General features: G+C 36.4%; 25 protein-coding genes and 1 tRNA gene. 7 read left to right on the top strand and 19 right to left on the bottom strand.

All coding sequences use genetic code 11. The features are described 5' to 3' along the window. Window positions 1-154: 154 nt before the first annotated feature. The 5 genes from ACTHOQ_RS17095 to ACTHOQ_RS17075 form a co-directional block, all read right to left on the bottom strand. Entirely contained in the window at window positions 155-625 is a 471-nt protein-coding gene (locus tag ACTHOQ_RS17095; protein WP_440497349.1) for an S-ribosylhomocysteine lyase, read from the bottom strand. A gap of 50 nt (window positions 626-675) precedes the next feature. Continuing rightward, complete coding sequence (locus tag ACTHOQ_RS17090; RefSeq protein ID WP_440497351.1) at window positions 676-1416, bottom strand: amino acid ABC transporter ATP-binding protein; 741 nt, start codon at window positions 1414-1416, stop codon at window positions 676-678. 35 nt (window positions 1417-1451) lie between these two features. Next, complete coding sequence (locus ACTHOQ_RS17085) at window positions 1452-2111, bottom strand: amino acid ABC transporter permease (RefSeq protein ID WP_440497348.1); 660 nt, start codon at window positions 2109-2111, stop codon at window positions 1452-1454. 80 nt (window positions 2112-2191) lie between these two features. Continuing rightward, the gene (locus tag ACTHOQ_RS17080) at window positions 2192-2992 is read right to left on the bottom strand and encodes a transporter substrate-binding domain-containing protein (protein ID WP_440497347.1); all 801 of its coding nucleotides are present in this window, start codon (window positions 2990-2992) and stop codon (window positions 2192-2194) included. Window positions 2993-3650: 658 nt separating this feature from the next. After that, window positions 3651-4388, bottom strand: coding sequence for an SDR family NAD(P)-dependent oxidoreductase (locus tag ACTHOQ_RS17075; protein WP_440497346.1), 738 nt, complete (start codon window positions 4386-4388; stop codon window positions 3651-3653). Window positions 4389-4615: 227 nt separating this feature from the next. Here ACTHOQ_RS17075 and ACTHOQ_RS17070 point away from each other — a divergent pair, with 227 nt between their 5' ends. After that, window positions 4616-5068, top strand: coding sequence for a HEAT repeat domain-containing protein (locus tag ACTHOQ_RS17070; protein WP_440497345.1), 453 nt, complete (start codon window positions 4616-4618; stop codon window positions 5066-5068). A gap of 433 nt (window positions 5069-5501) precedes the next feature. Here ACTHOQ_RS17070 and ACTHOQ_RS17065 read toward each other — a convergent pair whose 3' ends face one another. After that, the gene (locus ACTHOQ_RS17065; RefSeq protein WP_440497344.1) at window positions 5502-6101 is read right to left on the bottom strand and encodes a protein kinase; all 600 of its coding nucleotides are present in this window, start codon (window positions 6099-6101) and stop codon (window positions 5502-5504) included. Window positions 6102-6313: 212 nt separating this feature from the next. Further along, window positions 6314-7582, bottom strand: coding sequence for a M48 family metallopeptidase (locus ACTHOQ_RS17060; RefSeq protein ID WP_440497343.1), 1269 nt, complete (start codon window positions 7580-7582; stop codon window positions 6314-6316). A 170-nt stretch (window positions 7583-7752) separates the two neighbouring features. On the opposite strand from ACTHOQ_RS17060, the gene ACTHOQ_RS17055 reads away from it, so the two are divergent. Further along, window positions 7753-7974 (top strand): hypothetical protein, encoded by a 222-nt coding sequence (locus ACTHOQ_RS17055; protein ID WP_440497342.1) that lies wholly within the window; start codon window positions 7753-7755, stop codon window positions 7972-7974. A gap of 136 nt (window positions 7975-8110) precedes the next feature. Further along, window positions 8111-8183, top strand: a tRNA-Val gene (locus ACTHOQ_RS17050). A gap of 222 nt (window positions 8184-8405) precedes the next feature. On the opposite strand, the gene ACTHOQ_RS17045 is transcribed toward ACTHOQ_RS17050, so the two are convergent. Continuing rightward, entirely contained in the window at window positions 8406-9485 is a 1080-nt protein-coding gene (locus ACTHOQ_RS17045) for an IS4 family transposase (protein ID WP_440497350.1), read from the bottom strand. Window positions 9486-9821: 336 nt separating this feature from the next. Here ACTHOQ_RS17045 and ACTHOQ_RS17040 point away from each other — a divergent pair, with 336 nt between their 5' ends. Then, window positions 9822-10919 (top strand): S-layer homology domain-containing protein, encoded by a 1098-nt coding sequence (locus ACTHOQ_RS17040; RefSeq protein WP_440497341.1) that lies wholly within the window; start codon window positions 9822-9824, stop codon window positions 10917-10919. A 518-nt stretch (window positions 10920-11437) separates the two neighbouring features. Here ACTHOQ_RS17040 and ACTHOQ_RS17035 read toward each other — a convergent pair. The 8 genes from ACTHOQ_RS17035 to ACTHOQ_RS17000 all read right to left on the bottom strand — a co-directional run bounded on the left by ACTHOQ_RS17035 (window position 11438) and on the right by ACTHOQ_RS17000 (window position 19590). Then, a complete protein-coding gene (locus tag ACTHOQ_RS17035) occupies window positions 11438-12415 on the bottom strand; it encodes a ketoacyl-ACP synthase III (RefSeq protein WP_440497340.1) in 978 nt (325 codons plus the stop codon). A 47-nt stretch (window positions 12416-12462) separates the two neighbouring features. Then, the gene (locus tag ACTHOQ_RS17030) at window positions 12463-12804 is read right to left on the bottom strand and encodes a hypothetical protein (protein WP_440497339.1); all 342 of its coding nucleotides are present in this window, start codon (window positions 12802-12804) and stop codon (window positions 12463-12465) included. Between the two features lie 492 nt (window positions 12805-13296). Continuing rightward, the gene (locus ACTHOQ_RS17025) at window positions 13297-14328 is read right to left on the bottom strand and encodes a S66 family peptidase (RefSeq protein WP_440497338.1); all 1032 of its coding nucleotides are present in this window, start codon (window positions 14326-14328) and stop codon (window positions 13297-13299) included. Between the two features lie 415 nt (window positions 14329-14743). Then, window positions 14744-16018 carry an acyl-CoA thioesterase/bile acid-CoA:amino acid N-acyltransferase family protein gene (locus ACTHOQ_RS17020; protein ID WP_440497337.1) on the bottom strand — a complete coding sequence of 425 codons (1275 nt, stop codon included), beginning with the start codon at window positions 16016-16018 and terminating at the stop codon, window positions 14744-14746. A 270-nt stretch (window positions 16019-16288) separates the two neighbouring features. After that, on the bottom strand, window positions 16289-16810 hold the full coding sequence (locus tag ACTHOQ_RS17015; RefSeq protein WP_440497336.1) for a GNAT family N-acetyltransferase: 522 nt from the start codon (window positions 16808-16810) through the stop codon (window positions 16289-16291). A gap of 146 nt (window positions 16811-16956) precedes the next feature. Continuing rightward, window positions 16957-17817: a hypothetical protein gene (locus ACTHOQ_RS17010; protein ID WP_440497335.1), complete on the bottom strand. Its 861-nt coding sequence runs from the start codon at window positions 17815-17817 to the stop codon at window positions 16957-16959. A 450-nt stretch (window positions 17818-18267) separates the two neighbouring features. Beyond that, complete coding sequence (locus tag ACTHOQ_RS17005; RefSeq protein WP_440497334.1) at window positions 18268-18645, bottom strand: VOC family protein; 378 nt, start codon at window positions 18643-18645, stop codon at window positions 18268-18270. Window positions 18646-18888: 243 nt separating this feature from the next. Further along, window positions 18889-19590, bottom strand: a complete 702-nt coding sequence (locus ACTHOQ_RS17000; RefSeq protein WP_440497333.1) for a hypothetical protein — start codon at window positions 19588-19590, stop codon at window positions 18889-18891. A gap of 584 nt (window positions 19591-20174) precedes the next feature. Between ACTHOQ_RS17000 and ACTHOQ_RS16995 the strand changes: the two genes are divergently transcribed. Further along, the gene (locus ACTHOQ_RS16995; protein WP_440497332.1) at window positions 20175-20729 is read left to right on the top strand and encodes a TetR/AcrR family transcriptional regulator; all 555 of its coding nucleotides are present in this window, start codon (window positions 20175-20177) and stop codon (window positions 20727-20729) included. A 1-nt stretch (window position 20730) separates the two neighbouring features. Further along, window positions 20731-21117 (top strand): multidrug efflux transporter outer membrane subunit EmrC, encoded by a 387-nt coding sequence (gene emrC, locus ACTHOQ_RS16990; RefSeq protein ID WP_440497331.1) that lies wholly within the window; start codon window positions 20731-20733, stop codon window positions 21115-21117. A gap of 308 nt (window positions 21118-21425) precedes the next feature. Here emrC and ACTHOQ_RS16985 read toward each other — a convergent pair whose 3' ends face one another. Together ACTHOQ_RS16985 and ACTHOQ_RS16980 are read right to left on the bottom strand one after the other, a co-directional pair. Continuing rightward, the gene (locus ACTHOQ_RS16985; protein WP_440497330.1) at window positions 21426-21830 is read right to left on the bottom strand and encodes a VOC family protein; all 405 of its coding nucleotides are present in this window, start codon (window positions 21828-21830) and stop codon (window positions 21426-21428) included. A 120-nt stretch (window positions 21831-21950) separates the two neighbouring features. Next, window positions 21951-22646, bottom strand: coding sequence for a class I SAM-dependent methyltransferase (locus ACTHOQ_RS16980; RefSeq protein ID WP_440497329.1), 696 nt, complete (start codon window positions 22644-22646; stop codon window positions 21951-21953). Window positions 22647-23092: 446 nt separating this feature from the next. Here ACTHOQ_RS16980 and ACTHOQ_RS16975 point away from each other — a divergent pair, with 446 nt between their 5' ends. After that, complete coding sequence (locus tag ACTHOQ_RS16975) at window positions 23093-24271, top strand: S-layer homology domain-containing protein (protein WP_440497328.1); 1179 nt, start codon at window positions 23093-23095, stop codon at window positions 24269-24271. 240 nt (window positions 24272-24511) lie between these two features. Here ACTHOQ_RS16975 and ACTHOQ_RS16970 read toward each other — a convergent pair whose 3' ends face one another. Then, window positions 24512-25612: a hypothetical protein gene (locus tag ACTHOQ_RS16970; RefSeq protein ID WP_440497327.1), complete on the bottom strand. Its 1101-nt coding sequence runs from the start codon at window positions 25610-25612 to the stop codon at window positions 24512-24514. Window positions 25613-26127: the final 515 nt, after the last annotated feature.

The raw sequence follows: 26127 nt of genomic DNA, 5'->3' as shown, positions 1-26127 counted from the left end.
GTAAAGAATATTCCCTCTGCCGAATAAAATAAACGTAACACAAACTTTATCCCGCCTTATTAAACAAAAGAGGGACGAATAAATAAAGTCGTCCCTCTTATACAATCCTCTATTTCTTTTATTTATAATTTCCAATTATAATCCTACTTCAATATTACTCAGCAAAAACAATATGCCACTCTTCACGACCTGCTAAAAACTCCTTGGCAAGGGCTTTCGCACCTTCCAGGCTATGGCTTGCTGCCCATCCGCATTGTACTTCATTGCAAGCGGGTACTGCCTCAGCCTTTAATACGTCCTGCAATGTATTTTCCAAAATTGTCAGGACACCATCATAATCATTGTAATTGAGCAGCGCCAAATAAAAGCCTGTTTGGCAGCCCATTGGCGATAAATCAACGACATCCTCACTATGGTTGCGAATGCGATCTGCCATTAAATGCTCTAAAGAGTGCAATGCAGGCATTTCCATATGGGCTTTGTTCGGCTGCTTAAAACGGATATCATATTTTGTTACAACATCCCCGTTCGCCCCTGTTTTCGTGCCGGCAAGCCGGACATAAGGCGCCACTACCTTCGTATGGTCCAAATCAAAGCTTTCTACATTTGTTTTTTCTGTTGTCATGTTATTTTCCTCCTTAATCAATTCTTCGTTGTTTGGGATAACTGCTGAATTTAGATAAATTGCATAGATTGTATAAATTGACGAATTCGTTCATTATCACTTGCCGCAAAAAAGGCCTCTGTCTCACCGTCGTAGCCAATTTCGCCATGCTCTAAAAATAAAATCCGGTCTGCCACCTCACGCGCAAAATTCAAATTATGCGTCACGATAATCATCGACTTCCCTTCCTCCGCCAAATCTTTTAGCACCTTCAGCACTTCCCCCTCAAGCTCGGGATCCAATGCGCTCGTCGGCTCATCGAACAATAAAAACTGCGGCTCCATCGCCAGTGCTCTAGCTATTGCGACACGCTGCTGCTGGCCACCTGATAATTGCGAAGGATACTGGTCCGTTTTGTGGCTTAGGCCAACCTTCTCCAATAATCGATTCGCCTTTTTTTGCGAAGCATTCCTGTCTTGCTTTAAAACCGTAATCGGGCCTTCCATCACATTTTCAAGCACCTTCATATGCGGAAACAAATTAAAGCTTTGGAAAACCATCGCTGTATTTTGCCGAATCGAAAGCAAATTCTTTTGGTTAATCGGCTTACTCAGTTCAACTTGTTGGCCGCCGACCGCTAAAATCCCTTTCTCTGGACGCTCGAGCAGATTGATACAGCGCAGCAACGTTGATTTCCCTGAACCAGAAGGCCCTAAAATAACCGTTGTTTCACCTTCATTAAATGTTAAATTTATATTTTTTAACGCCTCATGATCGCCGAAGAACTTCGACATCTGTTGAAATTGTACGATAATAAGCCCTCCCTTCTAGCTTCACTGTTCTCGCCTTATACATACTTTGATGCATATTTTTCCAGTCGATTTTGAATGACCATCAGCACACTAATAAAAATCAGATAAATGACCGCACAAAGCGAATAAATCATTAGCGGTTCATAAGTACGCGCTGTAATTTGCTGCCCAACCATGAACAAATCCGCAAGTGTGATGCTTGCCACGAGAGAAGTCCCTTTTACTAAATCGATGAAATCATTTGCCACCGGTGGTAATGAAATCCGTACCGTTTGCGGTGCAATAACACGTCTCAGCATTTGCCAATATGTCATGCCTAATGACTCTGCTGCCTCCCACTGACCTTTTGGTATCGCCAATATCGAAGCCCGAATGGATTCAGAGGCGTAAGCTCCCGTATTCAGCGAGAACGTAATAATCGCGGCTGTCCAGGCATCGAGTGTAATTCCCATTTTAGGCAGCCCAAAAAATACGATAAACAATTGCACTAATAGCGGTGTTCCGCGAAATATCCATACGTAAGCACCGAAAAGCCATCTTAATATCCGATAATTCGATATTCTGGCTAATGCCGTTACAACTGCGATGACTAATGCAATTGCAAAGGCAATGAGCGATAGCGGAATTGTCACAAGAAGTCCGGCTTTCAAAATCGGCCAGATCGAGCTAAGTAAAATGTCCATTTCTCTACTCATCCACTAGCACTCCTTTCTAAACCAATGATGTCTTAGCTAACCCGCTTCCAGATAAAAAGGCCGCTTAAACGACCTTTCCATTAGTTGTTTGAAATAATATTTTCGCCAAAATATTTTTCTGAAATCGCTGCGAATGTGCCATCTTCTGTACGCTCTTTAATAATTTCATTTAACTTTTCACGGAATTCATCGTTTTCTTTATTTAAAATCAATGCAATATCTGTTGAATTAATAGAACCATCCAGCACTTTCAATTTAGTGTCCGGCTGCTCCTGCAAATACGTCAGGAATGTTACGCGGTCATGAATTGTCCCATCTGCGCGTCCTTGTACAACCAACTCGATCGAGCTCATCAAATCATTTGTCGCTACCACCTCTGCCCCAAGCGCTTCTGCATCCCGGGCAAAGTTACTTGTAATTGTTTGGGATGACTTTTTGCCGTCCATGTCTGCCGGCTCCGTAATCTCTGTATTATCCGTATGTACGGCTACTACAGCCTCTGACTTCATATATGGAATGGAGAAATCGTACTTCTCTTTACGCTCATCTGTAATCGATACATTGTTAATGACAAAATCGTATTTATCTGTATCTAATCCTGCAATGAGTGAATCCCATTTTGTTTCAACATACTCGGGTTCGACGCCTAAGTCTTTGGCGATTTGATCGGCAATTTCATATTCAAAGCCTGTTAATGCGCCAGATTCATCATGGAAGCTGAATGGAGGGAATGTCCCTTCAAGCCCGATTTGAATTTTTCCGTCCGCCTGGATTTCCTCCAATTTATTCTTTGCTTCGCTTGTGCCTTCCTTCGTTTCGTCGCCTCCACATGCCGCTAAAAAAAGCGCAGATAACGTAACGATTGATAGCAATTTTTTCATACTGAAATCCTCCAATTTTAATCCCTAGTTTTTTTATAAGTTTTATAATATAACATGGTTACAACAAAAACAATCTTTATTTTCAGAACTATCGTTAAATTTTGAACTATCTATCAAAACTATTGTAGTTCCCGAACAGCAACGGCTAATAAATGCACAGAGTTCTACTTTATTCTTGCACTATTCTACATTCGCCATGAAAGGTTCTACTTTTCATTCAAAAGATTCCACTTTCGGGCTAAAATTTTCTACTTTCCGGCTAAAGAATTCCACTTTTGGGCCAAAACTTTCTACTTTCCGAACAGCAACTGCTAATAAATGTGCAAGATTCCACTTTCGGGCTAAAAACTTCCACTTTCAGGCTAAAACCTTCTACTTTCAAAGCCGGCCCATTATCCAAATAGTGGTCGACTACTTGAAAGTTATACCGTATAAAAAAATGAACCTTTCCACCCCGAACTTGGTGGAAAGGTTCATTTTTTTTACTTATATTTCGTCAATTACTGTTCCAACAGCTTCAATCGTTCCATTTTGAACTCTCTTTGTATTTATCCGCACCGCAGATTTCCCTGATAATTCAGTTAAACACTACCATATTAAAGCGGAAAATTGTATACCGAAAAATATCGTTCCTTTACTTAGCCGAGGCTTCTTTCGATTACTCTTCATAAATCATCTTCTTCGTCATCCCGCCATCAATCGTTAAATTCGTGCCTGTAACAAAATTATTTTCCGCATTCGCTAAATATAAGCAGGCGCGCGCAATATCCTCTGGTGTGCCGACACGGTTTGAAAAATGCTGCGAATGGTCGGACGGTTTAAGATCATCGTAGTCCCCCGTTTCAATCCAGCCCGGCGAAATGCAGTTTACCGTTATATTCAACTCACTAAAGGAGCTTGCCAGTGCATGTGTCAGCGCGATAATCCCGCCTTTGGAAGCCGCATAGCTTTCAGAACGCGGCTCGGACATCAATGCACGTGTTGAAGCAAGATTAATAATCGCCCCGCCGCTTTGCATCAGTTTTGCCGCCTCGCGCGAACATAAAAATACGCTGCGCAAATTCGTCTGGATAATGTCATCCCACTCATCCAATGATAGTTCCAGCGGTGAAGCCCATTTTGATTTCCCGGCATTATTGATTAAAATGTGAAGGCCGCCAAAACGACTTGCTGCCATCTCCATCGTTTGCCGAACATTTTCTTCACTGCGCACATCTGTATGCATAAAAACCGCAGAGTGGCCATCCATTAATAGTTCCCCTGCTAATTGGTTACCCAATTCCTGCTCTATATCCGCGATGACGACATTTGCGCCAGCTCTGGCAAAATGAATCGCAATTGAACGACCAATTCCCTGGGCTGCGCCTGTAACAACGACGGTTTTATTTTCAAACATATATTTTTCCTCCTTATCCTATTGCAAAGATTCTTTTGAAAAAAGGGCAAGTCCGTATACCGAACCGCTTGCTCATGCTGTAGTTGAAATCATTATAGTGGATGAACGCCATAGCATGCACATATAAAGAAGCCTGAAATTGCTTCCCCGCCTTATTTCCCCATTTTCATGCTATAATGGACAAAGCGGATCATTGCTAAAAAGGCAATGACAAAGGAGATAAAATCATGAGTCATCATAAACAAGAAACAGCGCAACAGTTACCAGAGAATTTCGGTGAGCTTAAAAAGGCTGTCAACAGAACAGCAGACTGGGAAGAACGTTTAAATGCGGTACAAGAATTAGCGAAATTCAAAACGGAAGAAACGATTAAAATTTTGCAATATGTAGCGAAAGCCGATTTAGTAACAAAAGTTCGCGAAGCAGCAGCCAGCCAATTAAAGGAGATGGGCCAGCAAGCAGAAGCACCGGAAACACCTAAGGGCGAATTGTTCAAAGACCTTCGCAAAATTTTCAGACGCATTAAGAAAAGCCTGCCGCAAGATCACACATATGAGGATTTCAAAGTGAAGCTGGAGAAAATGCGCATCGATATATACAACACATACGAGGGCGAAAAAGGCGCACAATTCGATGTGTGGCTGAAGGATATGTGGGAGACTACTGCAACTCGGAAATAGTATGCTTGCATTTGGAAGGACACGGATTATTTTCGTGTTCTTTTTATTTTCCGGATTTTTGGCTGTAGTGCCCTTATTTACAAACTTCCAATACTGCTACAGTCTGATTCTTTGTTGCGTAAATTATGAAAGTATTTTTTTTGCCTCGAATAATGCGGATTGCCAAAATTGATATGGGGCTTAATTTTAAATAAGCGCCATTCACCCATCTCCCCTCTTTATTGGCACTTATTTTAAAATATGTTGTATATCAATTTTGCCGATTCGAGAAATTTGCGATTTTTTAGCAATACCAATTTTTTTGCCATTTTTAAATTTCATTATTAAGCTAGAAATAAAACGAAAGCGAGGGATCGTCATGCAGATCGAGTTGGATGCAAATGCTAAATAGTGGATTGAGTGCGTTGATATGTATATTTGATGCAAAATTGAATTAATAATCCTTTCCGCAAGTAACACAGCGATTATCTATGTCAGCTTCTCCATACATCCGAAGTTCCTTTTCCACATTACAAACACGGCATTTTTCAAATCGAATTTGAGGAAGAGTACCAGCCTCAGCTAATGGCACCCATTGTTCTTCATACAATTTTTTAGTCATTCCATAGTCAATTAAAACAAGTAGCCCGTCTTCATTCAAACCATAATTTCCGCTATCTTTAAAATCAAAGCCATCCAGCTCTTTATCGATTACATTGAGTGCAGCTTTTAAATCTTCTGTCATTCTCGGATCCATCTCTAAATCAATATCGTATGAGCAGTGATTCATTAAAGGGAGCTGCTCATAAAAAGGCTGCACGACATATTTTTCGCTCATAAAAAGAATTGGTGCGATATGTTTCTCCAGCCCCTGCATTTCCAATGTTTGATACATTTCGTATTCATTTTTACTTTGAGCATAACCAATAGGATGCAAGAATGTTTTAATAACAAGGTTTTCATAACGATAAACTTTTCTTGTCGAACCGATTCCGATCAATTCAGCTTTTTTAATCAAATCATCTGCATTTTCTGCTACATTAGAAATATCCATCTGCTTCATCTCCATATCACTTAATCTATTTATATCAGTCAAACTCATTATACAAAATAATGCATACAAGTTACAAAGTGATATATATGGGTACCGAAGCATTGTTTCTGACGGTTTCCCAGATAAAAAACTCACATCCTTGATACAGAAGGATGTGAGCCGAATTTGGGTTGGTTTAATTCCTATATTTAAAACCAGTCTAGAAAACAAACTTAGTTCTCTTCCTCTTCAGCTTTCTCGGCAACTTTATTGATCCTTTCCAGCATTGGCGGATGGGAGTAGCGGAACCATTTGACAAGTGCTGAAGGGTTTACCTCGCTAAGTCCAGCCTTGGTTAACTGTTGAAACGTCGAAACCGCTGCCTCCGGATTTTGTACGAGTTCCATTGCATATTCATCGGCTCTCACCTCCTGATACCGTGAAACTGCATTTGACAGCGGGCTTGAGAAGAATACGAGAAAAGAAGAGATCAATAAAAATAATGGCAATGAATTCATATTGCCCATTTGCTTAATTTTTAAGATCGATCCATATCGACTGATCATCCAAGGCAAGATTTCCGCAATTAGCCATAGTCCAATGAGCGTCATGAACAAATAGACAGCAATATTTATATAAATATCCTTCAACAAGTAGTGACCCATCTCATGTGCCATTATAAAGAGGATTTCATCATCCGTTAACCGGTTTAGTGTCGTATCCCACAGCACAATTCTGGAATTTTCGCCGATTCCTGTCACATATGCATTTAAAGCATTCGTCTTCTCCGACATATTCACTTCATAAACATGCTCTGAAGGAATATTCGCCTGCTCTGCGAGTGAAAGAATTTTTGTCTCCAATACTTTATCTTTTAGCGGAGAAAAATCATTGTAGATTGGATCGATCACGACGGGTTGGATGAACATAAGGAAAATTGAAAATGGAACAGTTAATGCCCATGTATATAACCACCATCTTTTCGGACTTTTTTTGATGAGCCAATAAAGAACCATTACCATGATCACCGACATCCCAAAATCAAGCCAAAAACCAATCACATTATCCCGCATCCATGAAGAAAAAAGCTGCGTGCTTATACCATAGCTTTTGCTCAGTGTATACCGGTAATAGTCTAGCGGAAATTGGAGGATGAACAATAGCAAGGATAGCAAAAATACATACATTGCCGTTCTCCAAATGGTCCATCTAAATTGTCCGGCGCTCCACTTTTCGAACAAATGCGAAATACCCGTAATCAAAATAACGAAGTAAAGCAGCCATTCCAGCGGCGTTGCTATAAAAAACAGAAAATTTCTTATGTTTGATAACTCTTCACTTAACACCAATTCCTGCGCTGTCAGAAAAGTGCCCGGATCCGCTGCCGTTCCTTGAAGAGCGGCTGGTATCCCGCTATTTTGACCATGGAAAAAATAGAAATACATCGCAATAACATACAGACCAAATACGAGAACAGCCATTAAACCCCATTTTTTCGTCATGCTTTCTACACCTCAATTCATTCGTTCGTTACCCTATCTTATTATTGAAGCCTAGAAATCATTTCCCCCAAGTTTGCCAATCTCCTTATATGACGGTTCTATACGCCCCGGCACCGTCATAAATTGAAAAAAATTCACTCATTCTTTGAGTTTACAAGGAGCGCATAAATATGTTGTTTGCCATTCATTATTTAGAAAATAACACGCCTGTACTCAGTCAATGTTTAGAACGTATACCCGAAGTCGATGAAAATCTAAAAATTAAAGGCCGTAAAGGTAAAGTTGTAAATGTCATTCAAATCGAAGAAAATAAATATCATATTCATGTAATGTTAGAAAAAATAAATAACAAGGATCCATTGCTAAAAGATGATAAAAAGAAAAGACGTTAATGTGTAGGAAGCATGCGCGAAATTTTCATTTTGTAGAAGTAACATTAAAAGTAAAATTATAAAAATTTTATATACCTCTTCCGACTAAAATGCTATGATAATATGTAAGAGCATTGTTATTTTTGTATCTTATCACGGTCTTGTAGCTCAGTTGGGAGAGCACCACCTCGACAAGGTGGGGGTCGCAAGTTCGAGACTTGTCGAGACCATTATTTTAAGTGCCCATAAACGTTGGTATATCAACGTTTATGGGCACTTTTTTTGGGGGGCTATTTACTCATTAAGCCTGAATTTCTGAATTTGTCCGCAAGATTTTTTCCAAATTCCGAACTTTGATTTGGAAACGTTATTTTGTATTAAAACACATTCTCTTCCACTATTTTCATCATCATCTACTTCTTAATTTCATCATACGTGTTGATTAATCAAATTTATCCAGCACTTTCTTGATATATTTCCCGATAAAATGCGAGTATTTTTACCAGGCCAACCCGCCATTCGATGGGCAGGGTAGCACAAAGAAGCTGGCGTGTGAAACCGGTGAAAGATAGACGTCTGCAATTCTTTTTCTTCTGTCCCTCGGTATGCAGAAATTTGAGTAATACGTACGCAATTAACGCCGCAAAAAGCTGGCTGAACACCGCATTTTTGGTCGTGCCAAGTAGCACCGGCAGATTCTGTTCGATCCATCGAAAAAAGGATTCAATTGCCCATCGTTCCTTGTACATGCCTGCGATTTCTTCGACTGTTACGTCACGAAGATTGGTGATGACTCGTACAACCGCCCCTTCATAATCGGTAAATTCCACGACACGGTGCCGTTTTTTTGTCTGGTTTTGTGCAGTTCCCAGTGTACAGGTAAAATCGGCGACGATATTTGACCCTTCAATCGTTGTTCTTTTTAAGGATTTCCTGCGGTTTAATTTGATGTTCTCTTTTAAACGGATAATGAAATCCTGATTTGTATTAGCGTAGCGATCGGCTTTTTCGATTGAAAAATAGGCACGGTCTGCAACAAGGATAAACCGTTTATCCTTGAGCTCCTTCCCGACTGGACCATCGTGTTTTAAGCTGATTGTTTCAACGACCTGCAGAGGCATGCCTGTGCTATTTGTGAAACTGACGTGCAGCTTGATGCCTGAGCAGTCCTCATGATAAAGCGCCCATGGTAAGCGGTTTCTTCCAACTGTAATCGTTGTGGAATCAATGGCCAGCAACTCTTTTTTTATTTTTATTTTATGTTTCGCCGCCCGGTTTAACCGGCCGGCAATCAACTCAAAAATTCGTTTGACGATGAGGTAATTCAGTTCGTCCAACCGTTTGGAAAGCGTGGAATAATCCACGAATTTCAATTCTTTTTCGGTTGCCACATCAGAAGCCGAACGCAAACTTTTCCATTCAAAAGCAGCAGCATCCACAAGATAGTTCAAAAGTTTTGGTACATCACATTTACGAGCCGTATCCTCAAAACCAAATTCAGCGAGAATCCCCACGATTTCGTCCTGTGAAATAAAGTTTTGAAGTAACGTAAAAATCGTGGTATTCGCAAGCCGAGAGATTCCTCCTCGTAAAATTTGGTGTCGTAACTTACATTTTACATGGAATCTCTCTTTTTTGTTGAATTTTATTGGAAAAAACTAGCTAATCAACAGACGTGATTATTTATTTAAGTTTTTAATATTTTTATGCTTTATGAACTAAAGCATAAACAAATTCCCTCCCTAGTGCCTTTTCATATCGGCTAAATCATTATCTCCAGTACACCTCTTCATGCCCTCCATCTGGAAACAATCCCCTATTGTTTTTGTTAACATTCTTGTATACCCTTAATTTATGAGGTGAAAAAAATGATAAAAATAACAAAAACACTCGCTCTATTCGGAGTAATGGGAGGCCTTTTACTTTCTTCGGCAGGCGGCGCTTCGGCAGCAATTGTACATTACAAAGATGTAAAACAGACGGATAATTACTATATTGCTGTTGAAAATCTATTAGAGCAAAAGGCAATTAGTCGTACGCTGGATAACTTCCGCCCAAATGAAAATATTACTCGTGGTCAGGCAGCAAGTATTTTAGCTAAAGTGTTAGGTCTGGATATTAGTAAAGTTAACAATCCAAAATTTAAAGATGTATCAACAGACAATCAATTTTATCCATACATTGCAGCATTGGCTAATGAAGGAATTATTGGCGGGAAAAGTGATGGAACTTTTGGTATTAATGAACCATTAAAGCGCGGTCAAATGTCAGCGATCCTTTTAAACGCTTATGATATCCCAGTTGTTGGTATTCATGATATAAAGCTTCAAAAGTTTAAAGACTTATATAAACATAAAGATATCTCTAGTGATGATATGATCTGGTATTTTTCCCTTTCATTCAGCAATCAATTCTCCCAACAAGCTTATACAATGGATTATTTTGGTTTTGCTTCAGGTTATCCAAAAGAAAAACGTTTCGGGATTAATGTACCTATTAAACGTTCCCAATTTGCGTTGATGATTCATAAACTTCAGAAAAATGAAGGAAAACTTTCTTTCTTCCCTATTAATGAATATAATGCCGGACCATTAACAACATCTTTTAACAACAAAGAGAACATTGTAAAAATTGAAGAAGTAACTGTTGAAGATGAAAGTGTAATTTCAGTTAAATCTTACCTTACTGATAATGACATTAAGGAAAAGCTGTATGTAGAGGGCTATTTAAATATCCATCATAATGGTGATAGAGTCCTAAATGATTACATCGTATTTAATCTTCACAAAGAAGGTATAACGAAAGTGAACATTCCAAATTTAAAAACAAAATTAATTGTTCATGTAAAGGAAGTAAACGGCAAACTTGTTGCAGAATACAGTTTTGAAGAGACACCTGTTCAAGTTCCAACCACTTCCGGAGATACAATAACAGTAACTGCCGACTCAGCAGACATAGCTAAATAATGATGATAAAATCCAGGAGATTCTTTTCTTGGATTTTTCAACGTGAAAGCATGTTCAAAAAAGCCTCCCTCTTTGCGAAAGCGGATTTAAAGCAACACTTTCGTATCCTTGGCCAGCGCCACGACCAGCTCAACAAAGATGGCCGGTACAAGGAAAGGCAATTGGGCACTCGGTTATAGATACCTGTATAAAAACGATGCATAATTGCCAGGAAGAAATCTGTCATTACGCTTTACGAATGCAGCTGTTGAAGGGTACAACAATATAATCAAGGTCTTTAACGTCAACACTATTCCACGCGTAACCCGGAGTGCTATAAGCAACATATTTTTACTGTTTTTTTACAAATCGACAACAGAAGAGTTCAAACATATTCGATATATAGAATATATTTGAACTCTTTATTTGCATATGTTTGAATATCATTGCTCTAACATCAATCATCAATCTTTTTTTTAAAAACAGAAAAAGCGGCAACCTATAAACGCATTAGGGTTGTCGCCTTTAAATTTGTGTTATTAATATTTAAATAACATTGCTACCATTTCGTGACCAGCTCCAATAGTCCAGAACAATACAATGTCACCACGTTTAATACGGCCTGTTTCAATACCTTCATCTAAGCAAACGAAAGGACTGCTAGTAGACGTATAGCCATATCTATCGCCTACATATATAATCTTTTCTTCGGGAATGTCAAAGTGATCTTGAATTTTCGAAATATTCGATAACGCAAATTGCGATAAGCAAAACGAATCAACATCCCCAATCTTTAACCCGTTGTCTTTCAAAAGGCTCTCAATCATCTCACATGCTACTGGAATAGCCATCGCACCGTCAAACGGAGTGAAAACGATATGCTCTTTCTTGCCGATTGTTTGAGAAAAGCCTTCTTTTGGATAAATTATGTTGTGTCTATTCGCTGAATCTACTTCATAGACCGCATCAATAAAACCTATTTCGGCCTCTGCTGTCTTTTCTAGAATTATAGCTGCTGCTGCATCCGAAAAGTTAGCATATGTAAATGCCTGTTCGGGATTGGAAATTAAGCTGTTAGCGTCAGAGCCAATAACTAGAGCGCGGTTAATACGTCGGTTTGCCATCATATAACGTGAGGCGTTTTCCACTGCAACCGTCATGCCCGCGCAATTGGCGTTACTATCAAACATCATTGTATGATTCGATGCACCGATTTCGTGATGCACAAACATCGCATTTGTAGGTAACGTATGCTCTGGCACTTGCGTAGAAAATACAATCATATCAATATCTTTCCCAGTTAATTGAGCCTTTGCCAATACACGTTTAGCTGCTTCAATTCCCATCGTCAGGGAATTTTCGTTATTGTCGATGATATATCGTTCATTTCTTCCCATCGAAGTTAAGAAGCCGGTAATATCTTCTCCTTGCTCTTTAAAATGCTCTAAGTAAAATTCATTCCTTACTAAATTTTCTGGATGATAAATAGCAACGTTTTTTATTTTAATACTCGCCATGCTATGAATTAACTCCTTACTGAACTCATTGTTATTGCTTCTATTTATTAGATTGATTCAACCGTAGCATTTGTAAGTCCAGCGGCATTTGCAAGACGACTTAATTGCATTTTTAACGTTAAATTATTTTCCACTGTAAATTTCACTTGTTTGAATCCTGTTGTTTTATACATTTTCATGACTTCCGTTAAATTCGCTGTCATATCAGCATTCAATAATTGCATTTGTGTACAATCAACTTCTAGATCAAATTCAGATGGTGTGATGGCTTTCATTTTTGAATTATAGTCTGCAACGAATGCATTAGCATCTTCCATTGTCATTTTCCCATTTACAGAAATGTTTACTACTTTTTTTACTGTGTTTACTTGAATACCTGTTTTTTTCATGTTCAATTCTCCTATTGTGTTTGTTGAATTTTGAAATATTCTTTTATGTATAAAGATGCATAAACGCCAGGACAATAGAATTATATCAACATAACATAAAAAACAACAATAGAAATGTCGAATTTCCTTTATTTAAAATACAAAATAGTTATATAGAATTAAATAATATTTCAAATCCATTAATATAGACCTACTAATAAAAGGCCAAAACTGCTTAATTGGTTGAAATATTGGTAATTATTAACCGTTCGATTTTCAATGAAAATATTGTTTGTTAAAGTTTTAATTAACCTGTTCGATTTTATATGATTAAGTCACTTCCGGTAATACAATAACAGTAATTACTGACTCAGCAAACATAGCTAAATAATGATTATAAAAGGCAGTTCTTCAGCTAAATGGCTTTATATCAAAAAAGGCACAATTCCCTTTTAAGGATTGCACCCGATTGTAGAATAGATAGATTAGCGATTTATCCCTTTTCTTATAAATTCATTTAACTCCGTTTTCTTTTATTTTGAACGTCCCTTTTTCACAATTGATTTCTGCCTTTGCACCATATGGCAAAATAAATTTAGGTTCCGTATGACCAAAGTTCAAGTTATAAAGTATTGGCAGATCTTCTAAATCACATTCCTTCATTACTTTTTGAATTACCTCTTTATAATCATCGTAATACTTCTCATCCTGTGGTTTACCAAAAATGATACCATTTGATTTTTGCAGAATGCCTTGTGCTGCATAATTTCGCAACCAATATTTAATAAAATCAGGTTCAGGGTATTCTTCAGTTGTTTCAAAGAAAAGAATGCTATTCTCCCAATATTCTTTTTCCGGCCAAATTTCGGTTCCTTTTGCAAACTCCAACACTTCAATACAACCACCTATTAAATATCCCTCTGCTACACCCGTTCCCTGAAGGACTTCATAACCTGAATTTTTCCGCATATTCCTGCGACGGTTTTTATTTTCTTCTACCCATTCCAAACGCTCACTCGTCCATTCGTTTGCAGGTTGAATTTCACCAATTATCTCATTTGAGAATAGTGTCCGATTTACCATATCGATTGTATAAGGATCCATCTCCACATTTTCAGCAAAATCGGTTAAGATTGCCGGACCATAAAATGAAGAGATTCCCGCTTTATGACAAAATAAATGGGAAATGGTTACATCTGAATAACCCATAAATATTTTCGGGTTTTTACGTATAACATCAAAATCAATATAAGGGAGTAGGCGAATACTATCTTCTCCGCCAATATTTGCAATGATTCCCTTTATACTTTTATCCTTAAATGCCGTCATTAAATCTTCAGCTCGAGCCTGTGGATTTTTATAAAGATATTCTTCGCCTTTCAAACTGTTCGGCATTGGCATAACCTCTAATCCAAACACTTCCTCTAACCGCTTAGCCCCTTGTTCATATCGCCATTTAAGTGCGGGTTCACCTGCTCCACCCCATGAAGGACTTACTGTAGCAATCCGGTCTCCCCGCTGTAATTTTTCCGGCTTAATTAACACATTAACTCCCCCTAACTTATTTAGACATAGATCTTAAATTCTATATAAACATCATATTACCTGCTATTATTCGAGAATCAGGTTCTAAACTGGAAAAGGCGCTCTTCTTATTCAAAGAAAGCGCACGATTGTTGAAGACCGTTTTTCACCTAATTATTTGAAGAAGCAGGATGTTATGCCTTGTTATTTTTTAGCAAATTTATCACATTATCAAGTAATTCTGCTCAATCCAAACTTACAGGATGCGAAGGAAGATTGTCAGTTATTGCTCTAATATTCCCTTATATGCTACCTGCTGTTATTAGTTGTACATAATCAGCGATTTTCAATATACTTCATCCTAAGAAGTTGATTTAAGAAATACATCAGCATCTTTCGCACAGATCTCCACTTCCTTTTTCCAGAATAACGATAATCAAACCGAGCTAGCGGTCAAGTATTTATGAAAGAAAACTTTTACATTTTCCCACGCCTCAAATTGTGCCTGTGAGTTATCTTTAGGTGTTCCTCCAAGTAACAATTTGCCATTTCCAAAGGGAGAAGAGACAGATTGTGAGGTCGGAAATCCAGGAATCGCAAAAGAATGTCCTGCTTTAGGAAAATTAATATGTTCGTATGGATAGGGATGGTCGTGTTCTTTCAATCGGGCCATCACTTTTTCAGATAATAAATCAGCTGGCCATAACTGGTCATCCCCTCCTGAAATCAAAAGAACAGGACCTTGGATACCTTCGACTGGAATTTCGGCTTGTTTCTCACCTTCAGCCCACCACTGATAAGTTTTTCGCCAAGAAATGGGTTCTCCCATTTGCCTTGCCTGATTAATTTCCAAATTAACCTCTTTTGGTATCTTGCCAAAAGCAAAAGGTATCGATTTCCCCTTAAATTGCCATGAAGATACAGCAGTTGATGATTGACTAATTCCCGGGTAAACAACTCCACTAGGCACATAACCTACCACTGCCTTAATTGAAGGAAACATTGACGCGCTTAGTAGTGCCAGCTCACCGCCCTTAGAAGTTCCGAATACGCCTAGTTTTGAAAAGTCAACTTTCGGATGATCTTTTAGCCAATCAATTGCATTTTGTATATACTCCAAGGGGATATTTACTAGCTCTTTCGGTAAACCCTCAATACCAAAATAAGCCAAAGCTAACGTATTAAATCCATACGAAGCCAGTAACGCTGCATTGCTTTCTCGTAATCCACCTTCAGATCCCCCTAGTACGATGACAGTAGGCAATGGCCCGCTATTGGAATCGCAAAAAAATGTTCCGACCAGTCCTCGTTCACGTACTGGAATTCTATCCACTTGAGGTTTAACTACATTTCGAATGATGGAAGTCACTGTCAAGATTTCTTGCTCCCTCATTAAAATGAGCATTGTTTCTAATGGTTTTAAGGGGGTTCTTCTTTTCGGTTTATTATCTGCTATTGGAACCATTGACCAAAATAACCCAGTTATATCAGGAGTAAAATAAGTTCCCGATACAGGTTGTGCGGTTGCTAAGTTAATTTCACCTTCGCTATCAGACAAAAATTCTGCAAACGATTCCCAATTCGCACCAAGATTGTCGCACATTTCGGCTCTTAAAGTCACAACCTCACATGGTCGCAGATTGGTGATCCGGATTTCCAATGCTGTATCTATGAGGGTATTCTTCTGTGTAATGTGGAATGTTGGTTTCATTGCTTTCCTCCGTATAAATTATTTAATTTTAATGCTCTAATTTGCGCTATGCTGAATTTTCTCAAAAAAATTCAAATGCAACATTTAATTATTAAACCCTTCTTGCACAATCAGGCCCTTTAATGAAAACAAGCGCTGATTCTTACTACAGAATCGCGCCCGTTGCGGTATAAATAGTATGTTTTAGCTAAGACAGAGTTAGCACATTCGATTTTTTCATCTGGATATTTATTTTTATGATAGGCGTCTTACGTTACTTCCTGAAAAGTCCTACTCTACTAAAGATTCTGTTATTTCTCCATGCAGATTTTTAATAGCCAACATCGAATTATCCTGAATGATTCCCGTATCTATGAAATCAAATGAAGCATATAATGTTTTAGCTTTGACATTACTTGTATGATAAAAGAGGGCCACATAATCTGCTTTCCCGTATGGCAAAGTTTCAATATCCATCAACATTTTTTCAAAAGCAAGTTTGCCATAGCCTTTCCCCTGGTAATTTTTATCAATCATCATATGCCAAATAAAATAACCCTTTTTGCCATAAAAAGCTTCATTTTCAAATGATTCATGATCCATCGTATCGTAAATATACATCAAAAATCCAATCATCGTATCATCAGCATAAATGGCTAACGGGGTAGCAGGTATACCGTCTGTGTTCAACATATGCGCATCTGCAAAACTTCTGAGATTAGTAGTTTCTATGAAGTCATTCTGCTTTTCTTCTACCTCAAGCGCTATTACTTCATCTATGTTATCCCCGGTTATCTTTCTTAATTCAATCATTTTTTGATCACCCTTTCTAAGAAAAGCCACAGTGAAGTATACCTCCAACCGACTGCTTTAAAGTCAGCGGCACTTATTTTTAATCCTGGAAATTTAATATTTATGCATTCCGGTCATTCATTAATCTTGCATATGTATGCACATACTCATTTTGTCTCTACATAATAAGAATTCCAGCTTTTTTTATTTTCTAATTGTAGTAACTCTGCGAATTGCCATGCGATGTAGTTAGTTGTGTCGATTTCAAATTCGACTGTTTTGACACCTTGCCGTTGTAATTGAATAAGCTGTTGCTTCAAAATGGGCAGAAGGTTTGTGGGATTATGCTCGCCAACCCAGCCGATTTCGTAATGGTCCTGTGATACGGGATGAAGAAAAATGTAGGCCATTACGTTATTTTCTTCAATTACTGCAAAGCTTAAATTAAAGTCTGGTGTATCCTCCAATAAAATTTCCTTCCAAGTTTGCCAAGGAACTTCCTTTGCAGGGTTATCTAAATGGGTTTGCTCATAGTTGTATTTTAGTAGTTGAAATAAGTCCTGTTCTAGAATAGGGTCATTTAATATTTCGAATAATGGGATGAGTGTTTGTGCCGCTTGCTCCTGTTCTAACTGTTTTAATAAAGGGCTTATTTCGTAAGCTTCCATGTATGTTTTGCGGAACAGCCTGAAATGAAAATGTTTCATCAGCTGTATTTTTTCTAAATCCTGGTCCCAGCAGGAAAGAATGATTCGATCATGTGCAGAAGTGTCGGTAAGCAAGTGGTTCATCAGTTCATAGGATGAGTTATTTGCTATGACATCTATATATTTTGCATATGGATGAAAAGGGCTTGTCCAGCTAATGCCAATGCCTTTTACAGTATCCTCCGAAGTTTCGGCAAATAGTTCATAAAACTTCTTAGTTTGAATACGCCATTCTAGGTCGATTAATTTTTGCTTGAGCTCATAGTCTAATTTAAAGTCATGTATGTTATCGATTTTTTCGATTGTTAAATTTTTATTCATATTATTCTCCGTTCGAGTTTCGTTAAAGAAATTCAGGGTGGTTGTTTATGAAGTATAACGGGTTTCCCAGTATAATTTTAACATATTTTACCTAAGTTTATTATATTTGTATGAAGCGGAAATATAAATGTGTATTTCACAGCGAAAAATAAGTCCCAAACCCTTATTGAACTAAAGCCTCCGTTAGTTTAGGTACAATCCTTCATAATCTAAACTATAAATTTACAAAAATATCTAAAATATTTTACAAGTTGCTCCTCAATCTGCCCTCTAAACGCACAAAAAAGCCTTTCCTTATTCAAAGAAAACTCCCGATTGTTGAAGATCACTTTTTTACTAAAGTTTTTGTTAGTTTAAACGTTACATAGCATACCAATAACGTTTTCAAAGCTTTAAAAGTCTTATTGTAGCTGTGTGCATAAACTTTGCATAAAGAAACCGTGTAATAAATTAAATTGATACTTCACACATTAAAGCATGTGTATTTCCTTGAGTATCTTTAAAGAGTGTCATCCACGTTTCAGTATTTCCCATTTTCGCAACGACATGAGGTTGGTCAATAAAGGAAACTCCCTTTTCAACCATTTTTTCAAATGATCTATTTATATCTTCTACCTGAAAATAAATAACTGAACTTGAATTTGCAAATTCATCTTTTTCAGGAAGCGAAAGAAGAAGACGTTGCCCATTACAATCAAAGAATGCCATATTTTCTGTATTGAAGAGTAGTGGTAACCCTAATACTTCTTTATAAAATTCAATTGCACTTTGCACATTTTTTATCGGGACTGCTATTTGTCCAATTTTTTGAATTATACTTGATTCCATTATTATTCCTCCATTCATCTTTCAACAATTTATTTATAATTCTAATAAAACAAATTACTCTCTTCCTATTCTATTTAAAATGTACATTCTCCTTTTTTTAACAAAACACTAATTATGTATAGATAGTTCCCGAAGCGATGTTTTGAAACTTTTCATGAGGAATGTTATTCAATAATATGCCCTTTAATGAAAAATGACGCAATCCTTATTAAAGAATCACGCCTGATTGTTGAAGATTGATCTTTATTCATAGGGTATAAATTCAATTGATTTAGCTTGATACATTTTATCTTTAAATATATAGGTTATTTGTATATCCCCTATATATCCGCCTACTGGAGAGATTTGTCCTCCAAGTTTTGCAATAAGTTGATTGTTCTTTATTTCAAAGTTGATAAGATTACCAAAGTATATCTCATCAAATAAATGTTCAGGTTGGATATCCAAAGGTTTAATATCAAGCGAATATTTCTTGTCACCAATACTAATACTTGCTTTGTTTGGTGTTAACTCGGTCTTTACGTTTTTTAGAACACTCGTTAATGGATCATCAACCTGTACTTCAACTGGAATCAGATTCTGTGTTTTATCGGATTTTCCCTGTTGCATTTGAAAAATATGAACTTCACGTTCTACTACACCCGTACCAGTACCTTTAGTCAAAATTATGACTACCTCGTTCTTTCCGTCTTGACTGATATCCTCATATATAATTTCAGGAGACCAGGTAGGATTTATTGTGTTTATCCAATAAGGTTTTGAAAGGATACTACCTTGAAAATCAATTTTAAAATCTGTATATAATCCATTTAGCTTTTTTGCATAAACTGTAACGCTCACTTTATCTGACTTAGCAATTTCAACATAGTCATTTGTCATAGCAATCGCCTTCAATAAAATAGCAAAAAGAGAGATAGCAATCGTAAAAATAAGAGTTTTTTTCATAATAAAACACCTCAATTTAGTGTTCTCGAAATTTTACTATCTATTCCACTAATTTACTAAGTTAATGGAGATAAAAACCGAAGCTTGATTTGATCAACATAATATAAATAATTTTATTTCACAATACGAATGTTGAATGGGCATTAACGAAATTTAAACGAAGCAAACCATTGCCCTTTTTATTTTTAGTAACAAAACTTTGCCTATGTGAAGGATTGTATGCTAGTAAATATTTTGGAAATAGAACTTCTACAAACCGAGAATTGTTAGCTATTTCTTCTCCGCAATAATTTTTAGCCATTGCATAATAAGCTTCTAAATGTGGTGACTTTGGAAAATGCGCTATGGTTTCTACTTTCCACCCTTTGTATTTTTGATTTTATGGATAAATATGCAATTACTTTATGCCACAATCGTGCCCGATTGAGGAAGATGGTTATCTAACTGAAGCCCCCGGTTTGTAATTGTGTTTTTTCACAACCTCCCCCATTATTGCTGCGTATTAATAATATAATTTCACAAATTGACAACTGTACCGGCTGGACGGTATGATAAATAGAACAAGTAAAGAATGGAGGATTTGTATGTCTGCTTCAAATTCTGAGGATAAAAAGAATAGTATTTTAACCGCAGCTGCTGATATTGTTAAAGAAGAAGGTGTTGCTAAGCTTACATTAGAAGCCGTTGCGAAAAAAGCCGGCCTAAGCAAAGGCGGTTTACTTTATCATTATTCAAGCAAAGAAGCATTAATTAAAGGGATGGTACAAGACTGGGCTTACAATTATTTTAACGGTATTGAAACTTTAGTTAAGAATAATACTAAAGGTAAAGTTAGTAGTTGGACTAATGCCTATATTAAAGGAACATTATGCGATTTAAACACTGATAAACGCCTATCTTCTGCTCTAATAGCAGCGTTTTTTACTAATCCAAGTTTACTGGAAGAGTACAAAAAACAATATAACATCTTACTTAGTAAACTTATGAGCGATGATATAGACCCAATCAAAGTTACAATAATACGTTTAGCAATAGATGGATTTTGGTTCTCAGAAATATTTGAGCTGTCACCACTAGATGAAAATCTTAAAAACGATGTTATTAATGAATTAACTCAAATGACTATGGAGGAGAAATAATTTGTCGTATTTATATCTAGCATTAGCTATAATTGCTGAACTTATTGGAACATCTCTTCTCAAGGCTTCTGAAGGATTTTCAAAACTCTATCCTACTCTGGGTGTTATAGTTGCTTTTGTAGGTGCATTTTTCTTTTTATCAATATCAATGAAGACTATTCCACTTAATACTGCCTATGCACTTTGGTCTGGAATAGGTATTGTTGCTACAACCATTATTTCCGTTTTAATTTGGAAAGAAAAAATCAATTTTGCCAGTGTTACAGGAATCGCATTAATTCTTATAGGTGTTGTCATCTTGAATCTATTTGGACCTGGGCACGGCGAAGCAAGCAATAATGAAAAAATAAGTGAATCCACGGTCATTTCAAGTTATAAAACCGAATAAAAAACAATCTATATAAGTGTTTTCTAATTTGGAAAGCACTTTTTTCTTGTAAAGAAAAACTGCCTGACAGCTTAAGTACACTTTTTCACAATATCCATTTAACCCACTAATATTACTAAACAATCCGACCTTTTAACAGGAAAAGGCACAATTCATTTTCAAGAATCGCGCCTGATTGTGGAAGTTCGTTTTTCAGCTTAAGCCGCTAAGCATCCCTGTATTTCAACATTAATATGGATATTACTTTTCAAAATACTCCCAAAGCAATGTGTGAAGCATTTTGAAATATATTCACCAAAAAGTAGTCTCTATATTCCTTGATTATTGCGTAATTCAATAATAGTTCCTTCTGGTGCAATTAATTTACAAAGGCAGCCATTTTCGACCTGATAAATGATTTCATCGTTTTTCTTAATAAAATGGACGTTCATTTTTTGTAGGCGTTCGACTTCAAACTTTAAATTTTCCACCCAAATGCAAAAGTGAACAAGACCTTCACTATTTGAATTGACTTGTGCTAAGAATTCACTCTGCTTGCCTGTTTGAAGTTCAATATAAAAAGTGCCTAACCTTAACCAAGTATTAAATTCACGCCCGTGAAAATCAGGGGATTCTTGAACCACTTCAAATCCTAAAGTTCTTTTATAAAATTCAATTGTTTCTGAATATGAATTTGTTTGTATACATATATGATGCACATAACTATTTTTCATTTTGTTATTAATTCCTTCCACTATATATGCTGATATATCAAAGGTGTATATTTGGTCGTATTAATTGGGGTAATCATGAGTCTAATACCTATTTGGCCACAATTTTATACAGCCCGAGTTCTACTTTTTAAATAGACAAACAATAAAATCTTCAAGACCAAATTCATTTTGACTTAAATTATTATGCTGCATATCACGTATCTCGATTTCCTGGAAATCCGAAAAAAGTATTTGCAATTTTTCTTTGGAATATCCTAAACCCCCGTGTAAACTTTGATCCATATAATATTGTTCATCGGAAAGCGGTGATCCGCCGTACTTACCGTTTTCTTTGAATGCACTGATTGAAAAATAACCATTATTGTTTAAATAGTTGTTGATAAATTGAATGTAGGATACTCTTCGATGTGGTGATACGTGATGAAAACAACCAGAATCATATATGTAATCAAACTTTTGTGATTCAAACTTTAAATTAAAAATATTTTCACAAATAAATTGAATGCTTACATTTTGGACTTCAGCTTGCTCCTTTGCCCAGTTGATTGCTTGTTGCGATAAATCTACAGCAGTTACGGTACAACCTTTTTGTGCTAGGTAAATAGCATTTCGCCCATTCCCACAGCCAATTTCAAGTACGTTACATGGCTTGATAGTTTTTTTTTCAATATATTTCACTAAATGTTCGTCAGGTCTATCACAAAAGAATGGGATACTTCTTTCTTTATTTCTATAAAATGTATCCCAAAATTCTGTTGGCTCTCTTAACAAAGAATCCAGTAATTCATATAAATCCTCATTATTTTTAACTAACATATAAACCCCTCCCTATGTACCATAAATTGTAATATAAAGGAGGCTTTATATTGTTACACTATGTTTAAAATAAAATTAAATACCTTAATCTAACATAGTGGAAAGTGCCTCAATAATAGTATTAAATACGTCTAGAATTCATCCAATGTAAATTAAACGATCAGAAGATAGAAACATATGGTAATGGATGAAAAATGCTTATAGAGCAATTAAAGAAGAATGAATTCAAAGCATAAACATTATAATATTACATTTATTACAAATATTACACATAAAGATGATACCAAAGCTCGTTTGGGAATCATTCATAAAAGAATTTTATTCAATGCCGGGATGAGAATTTACATATTATGTTTTCATTTCATAATCTCCTCGTATATTAGTAGTAAGAGCTAACTCCATATGTGGTAAAATAACTATAAATATACTAGACTTGGGAGGCTCCTATGAAAAAAAATAAAGCATTATTATCTGCTTTAACACTTGCACTGATTACTCCTGTCATCGTTCTGCCAGCGCAAGTTGATGCCACTACGCCAACATTTGATGATGTGCCTAAAACACATCCATACTACAAAGAAATTAATGCTATGGCAGCAACAGGAATTATTAAAGGAAATAACAGTAAATTCAATCCAACGGCAAATGTAACACGTGCTCAAGCTGCATCGTTTACATTACGTGCAGCTAATTCCTATAACTTACGCATTTTTGACTCTCATAACATAGGAATTACAGACATAGCGCCACAGAGCGAACATTCAAAAGGCTTACAAATGCTTGTAAATGCCCTTCTGCTTATACCAAAAAACAATAAAATTGAACCAAATAAACCATTAACCCGCGGCGAGATGGCTCTTCTTTTAGAACATACTTTTAATCTTACTTTTTCAAAAGAACATCCACTAACAGACGTATCGCCGCGTTATACTGAAGCAGTTTCTGCATTGTATGAAGCGGGCATAACGACGGGAAATAACGGCAAATTCAACGAAAACGAACCCGTATCTCGCCAGCATTTCGCTTTATTTATGTCTCGTGCTATTGAATACTTCAACAATTATCCAAAGCGAGATTACATAACAGTTAACGATTCGTATAGGGATGCGAACAACATTATTCTGCATTGGGCGCGTTACACACCGAAAGCAGGATCTGAACACCGATTAAATCCTGATTCATGGAAAAGTTTATCGACCCGACAATTTTACGCATTTACACTACCAGCAATTCTAAAGGAAAATCCCGATTTATACATTACCGGCATTAACGGACATATTTTGCTGAATAATAAAAACTGGACTAATTCAAAGACAAAGGGGCTATTTGCGCAAATTCAAATTTACGTGGATGATAATAATGCTGATTTCTATTTCGATCCTTATGAAAAAAACTCATTTGAAACTATAAAACGTACTATAGCAGAAACATTTCCAGAAAAGGTAGATAAGCAAGTAATCCTTACTGAAATAGAAAACAAATATAACGAAATTAAAGCTTCAGGCAGTAAAGAAAATAATATTTCAACAATCATGCTTGACAAATCAACTGAAATCACACATGGTCTTTATAATATGGATGCGAAAATTCCGCAGCACCATTATTATATTAAAATTCGGTTCTAATATTAACCAAAGAAATAACCATCATTTTCATGGAGAAAAATGATGGTTATTTGTCTATCTGATCAGCCTTTCATAACAAACTGGATGAATATAATTTTTATATTTCGGGCTTACATACTAGGTGCCATCTAAAACCTCTATGTTAACAGTAAACACTCATTTCCGTGAAGTTAGCCCTATTAAGATATTAGTCACGAATGTCTCGCCCTTTACTATAATATATCTCCCCTTCTGAACAAATCATCGAATATCAAGACGATATTTATCTGCTTCAGTCTTCATAAATACTGCTTTAAATCCTTTATACTGCTTCGTAACTTCAGGTTTTTTACCGTTTGAAACATACTTCATAAAGTCACGGTGTACTTGATTAATTTCTTTTTCTGTATTGTTCATCAAGAAATAAGGCAATACCACTTTTAACATTTCTTTTGAACGATATGACTCTTTTGTATTTACATTTGTTAATACAAATCGGGCTTTTGTTTCCTCCCGGTTAACAGCTATTACATCTAACCGTGAACCGTCACCAGTAATGAAAATTGAGCCCATATGCTGTGTTGGATTCCAATAAAGTCCAATTGATTCAAAATCCATTGTAAACAATCGGTAATCACTGTATTTCATTGTTAATTTTGGGGCAACCCAACCGTCCCTGGAAGCCGTTCCAGTTGAAGGAATATACTCTAGTGTTGACGCACCTGTTCCTGCTTTTGGTTTTTTAACAGAACTATTCGATGCCCCTGTTGGTACGATACTTGTACCAGCAGGTAACATATTGTAAATCGGGTCATGTGTTGTCACAACATTTGTTACATAGTCAGCAGAGTCAAACATAGGAACAGTTGGTGTTCCTTTAAACATTGATAAAGATGAAGTATTAGCTGTTCTATGATCATACTTCCAATTTTTTGCTGATGGTGATACATAGACAGTATAGTTTGTTACTAAGTCGCTACGTTTAATGTATGAAATAACCCATCCGGAATTATCCAATTCGTTAACTAAGATCCATTCTAATGGTTTCGTACTTGATGCATAATGACTTTTCACAAAATCGAAATTTCTAGAAGAACTCCTTACCTGATCTCCAGCATTATATATCGTATTTACTTTTGCGGATGTTGATGGCGCATCGTATGCTTTTACACCATCTTTGATCACAGTATAAGATGTTGCTGTAATTTCAAATGGTTTTCTTTTATTTTCCGATGAGCTTGGCAAGTGAACATACTTTACTGTATCAGTATATTTTGATGCAGCTGCGTTTAAAGATGGTAGAGTGATACTGAAAATCAAGGTGAATACAAGTAATATAGCTACTGTTTTAACTTTTTGCATATTAGCTGCCTCTTTTCTTATTTATTTTTGGAGATGATCAGAAGTTAGGAAATCTATTCCTTCTAGTTTTCCTATGTATATTCTTTGCTGATTTTGTTCGGTAATAGGGAAGGTAAAGTTTTAAATTCATACACATTGAGTGTCTTTACCTTTCTATTGCTGTATATTATTTACATCCCATTTAAATACTTACTAATTATAACACGTCTGTTGGTTAACTAGTTTTACTTAAAAAATTCAATAAAAAAGAGTGAGTCCCCCTGAAATGTAAGTTACTGCAAAAGCTTTTACAATGAAGAATCTCTGTCTTGCGAATCCCAGTTTTCCAAGTTACTTCAAAATTTCATTTTCTATCATTGCAGCCCTCTAATTTATTATTGTAATATCCATACAATTTCGCCATCTGCTATAATTAATTTACAAATTTGGTTTTTCATTATCGGTGTTTGTCAATATAGTTGTCGCATCAAGCTACTTAACTTTTCTATCAAAATCAAAATCTGTTCTATTAAAAT

Source organism: Solibacillus silvestris, assembly GCF_051967575.1.
In the GTDB taxonomy this organism is placed as follows: domain Bacteria; phylum Bacillota; class Bacilli; order Bacillales_A; family Planococcaceae; genus Solibacillus; species Solibacillus silvestris_B.
Note: the sequence above shows the minus strand (reverse complement) of the source record. Positions and strands in the feature narration are given on the sequence as shown.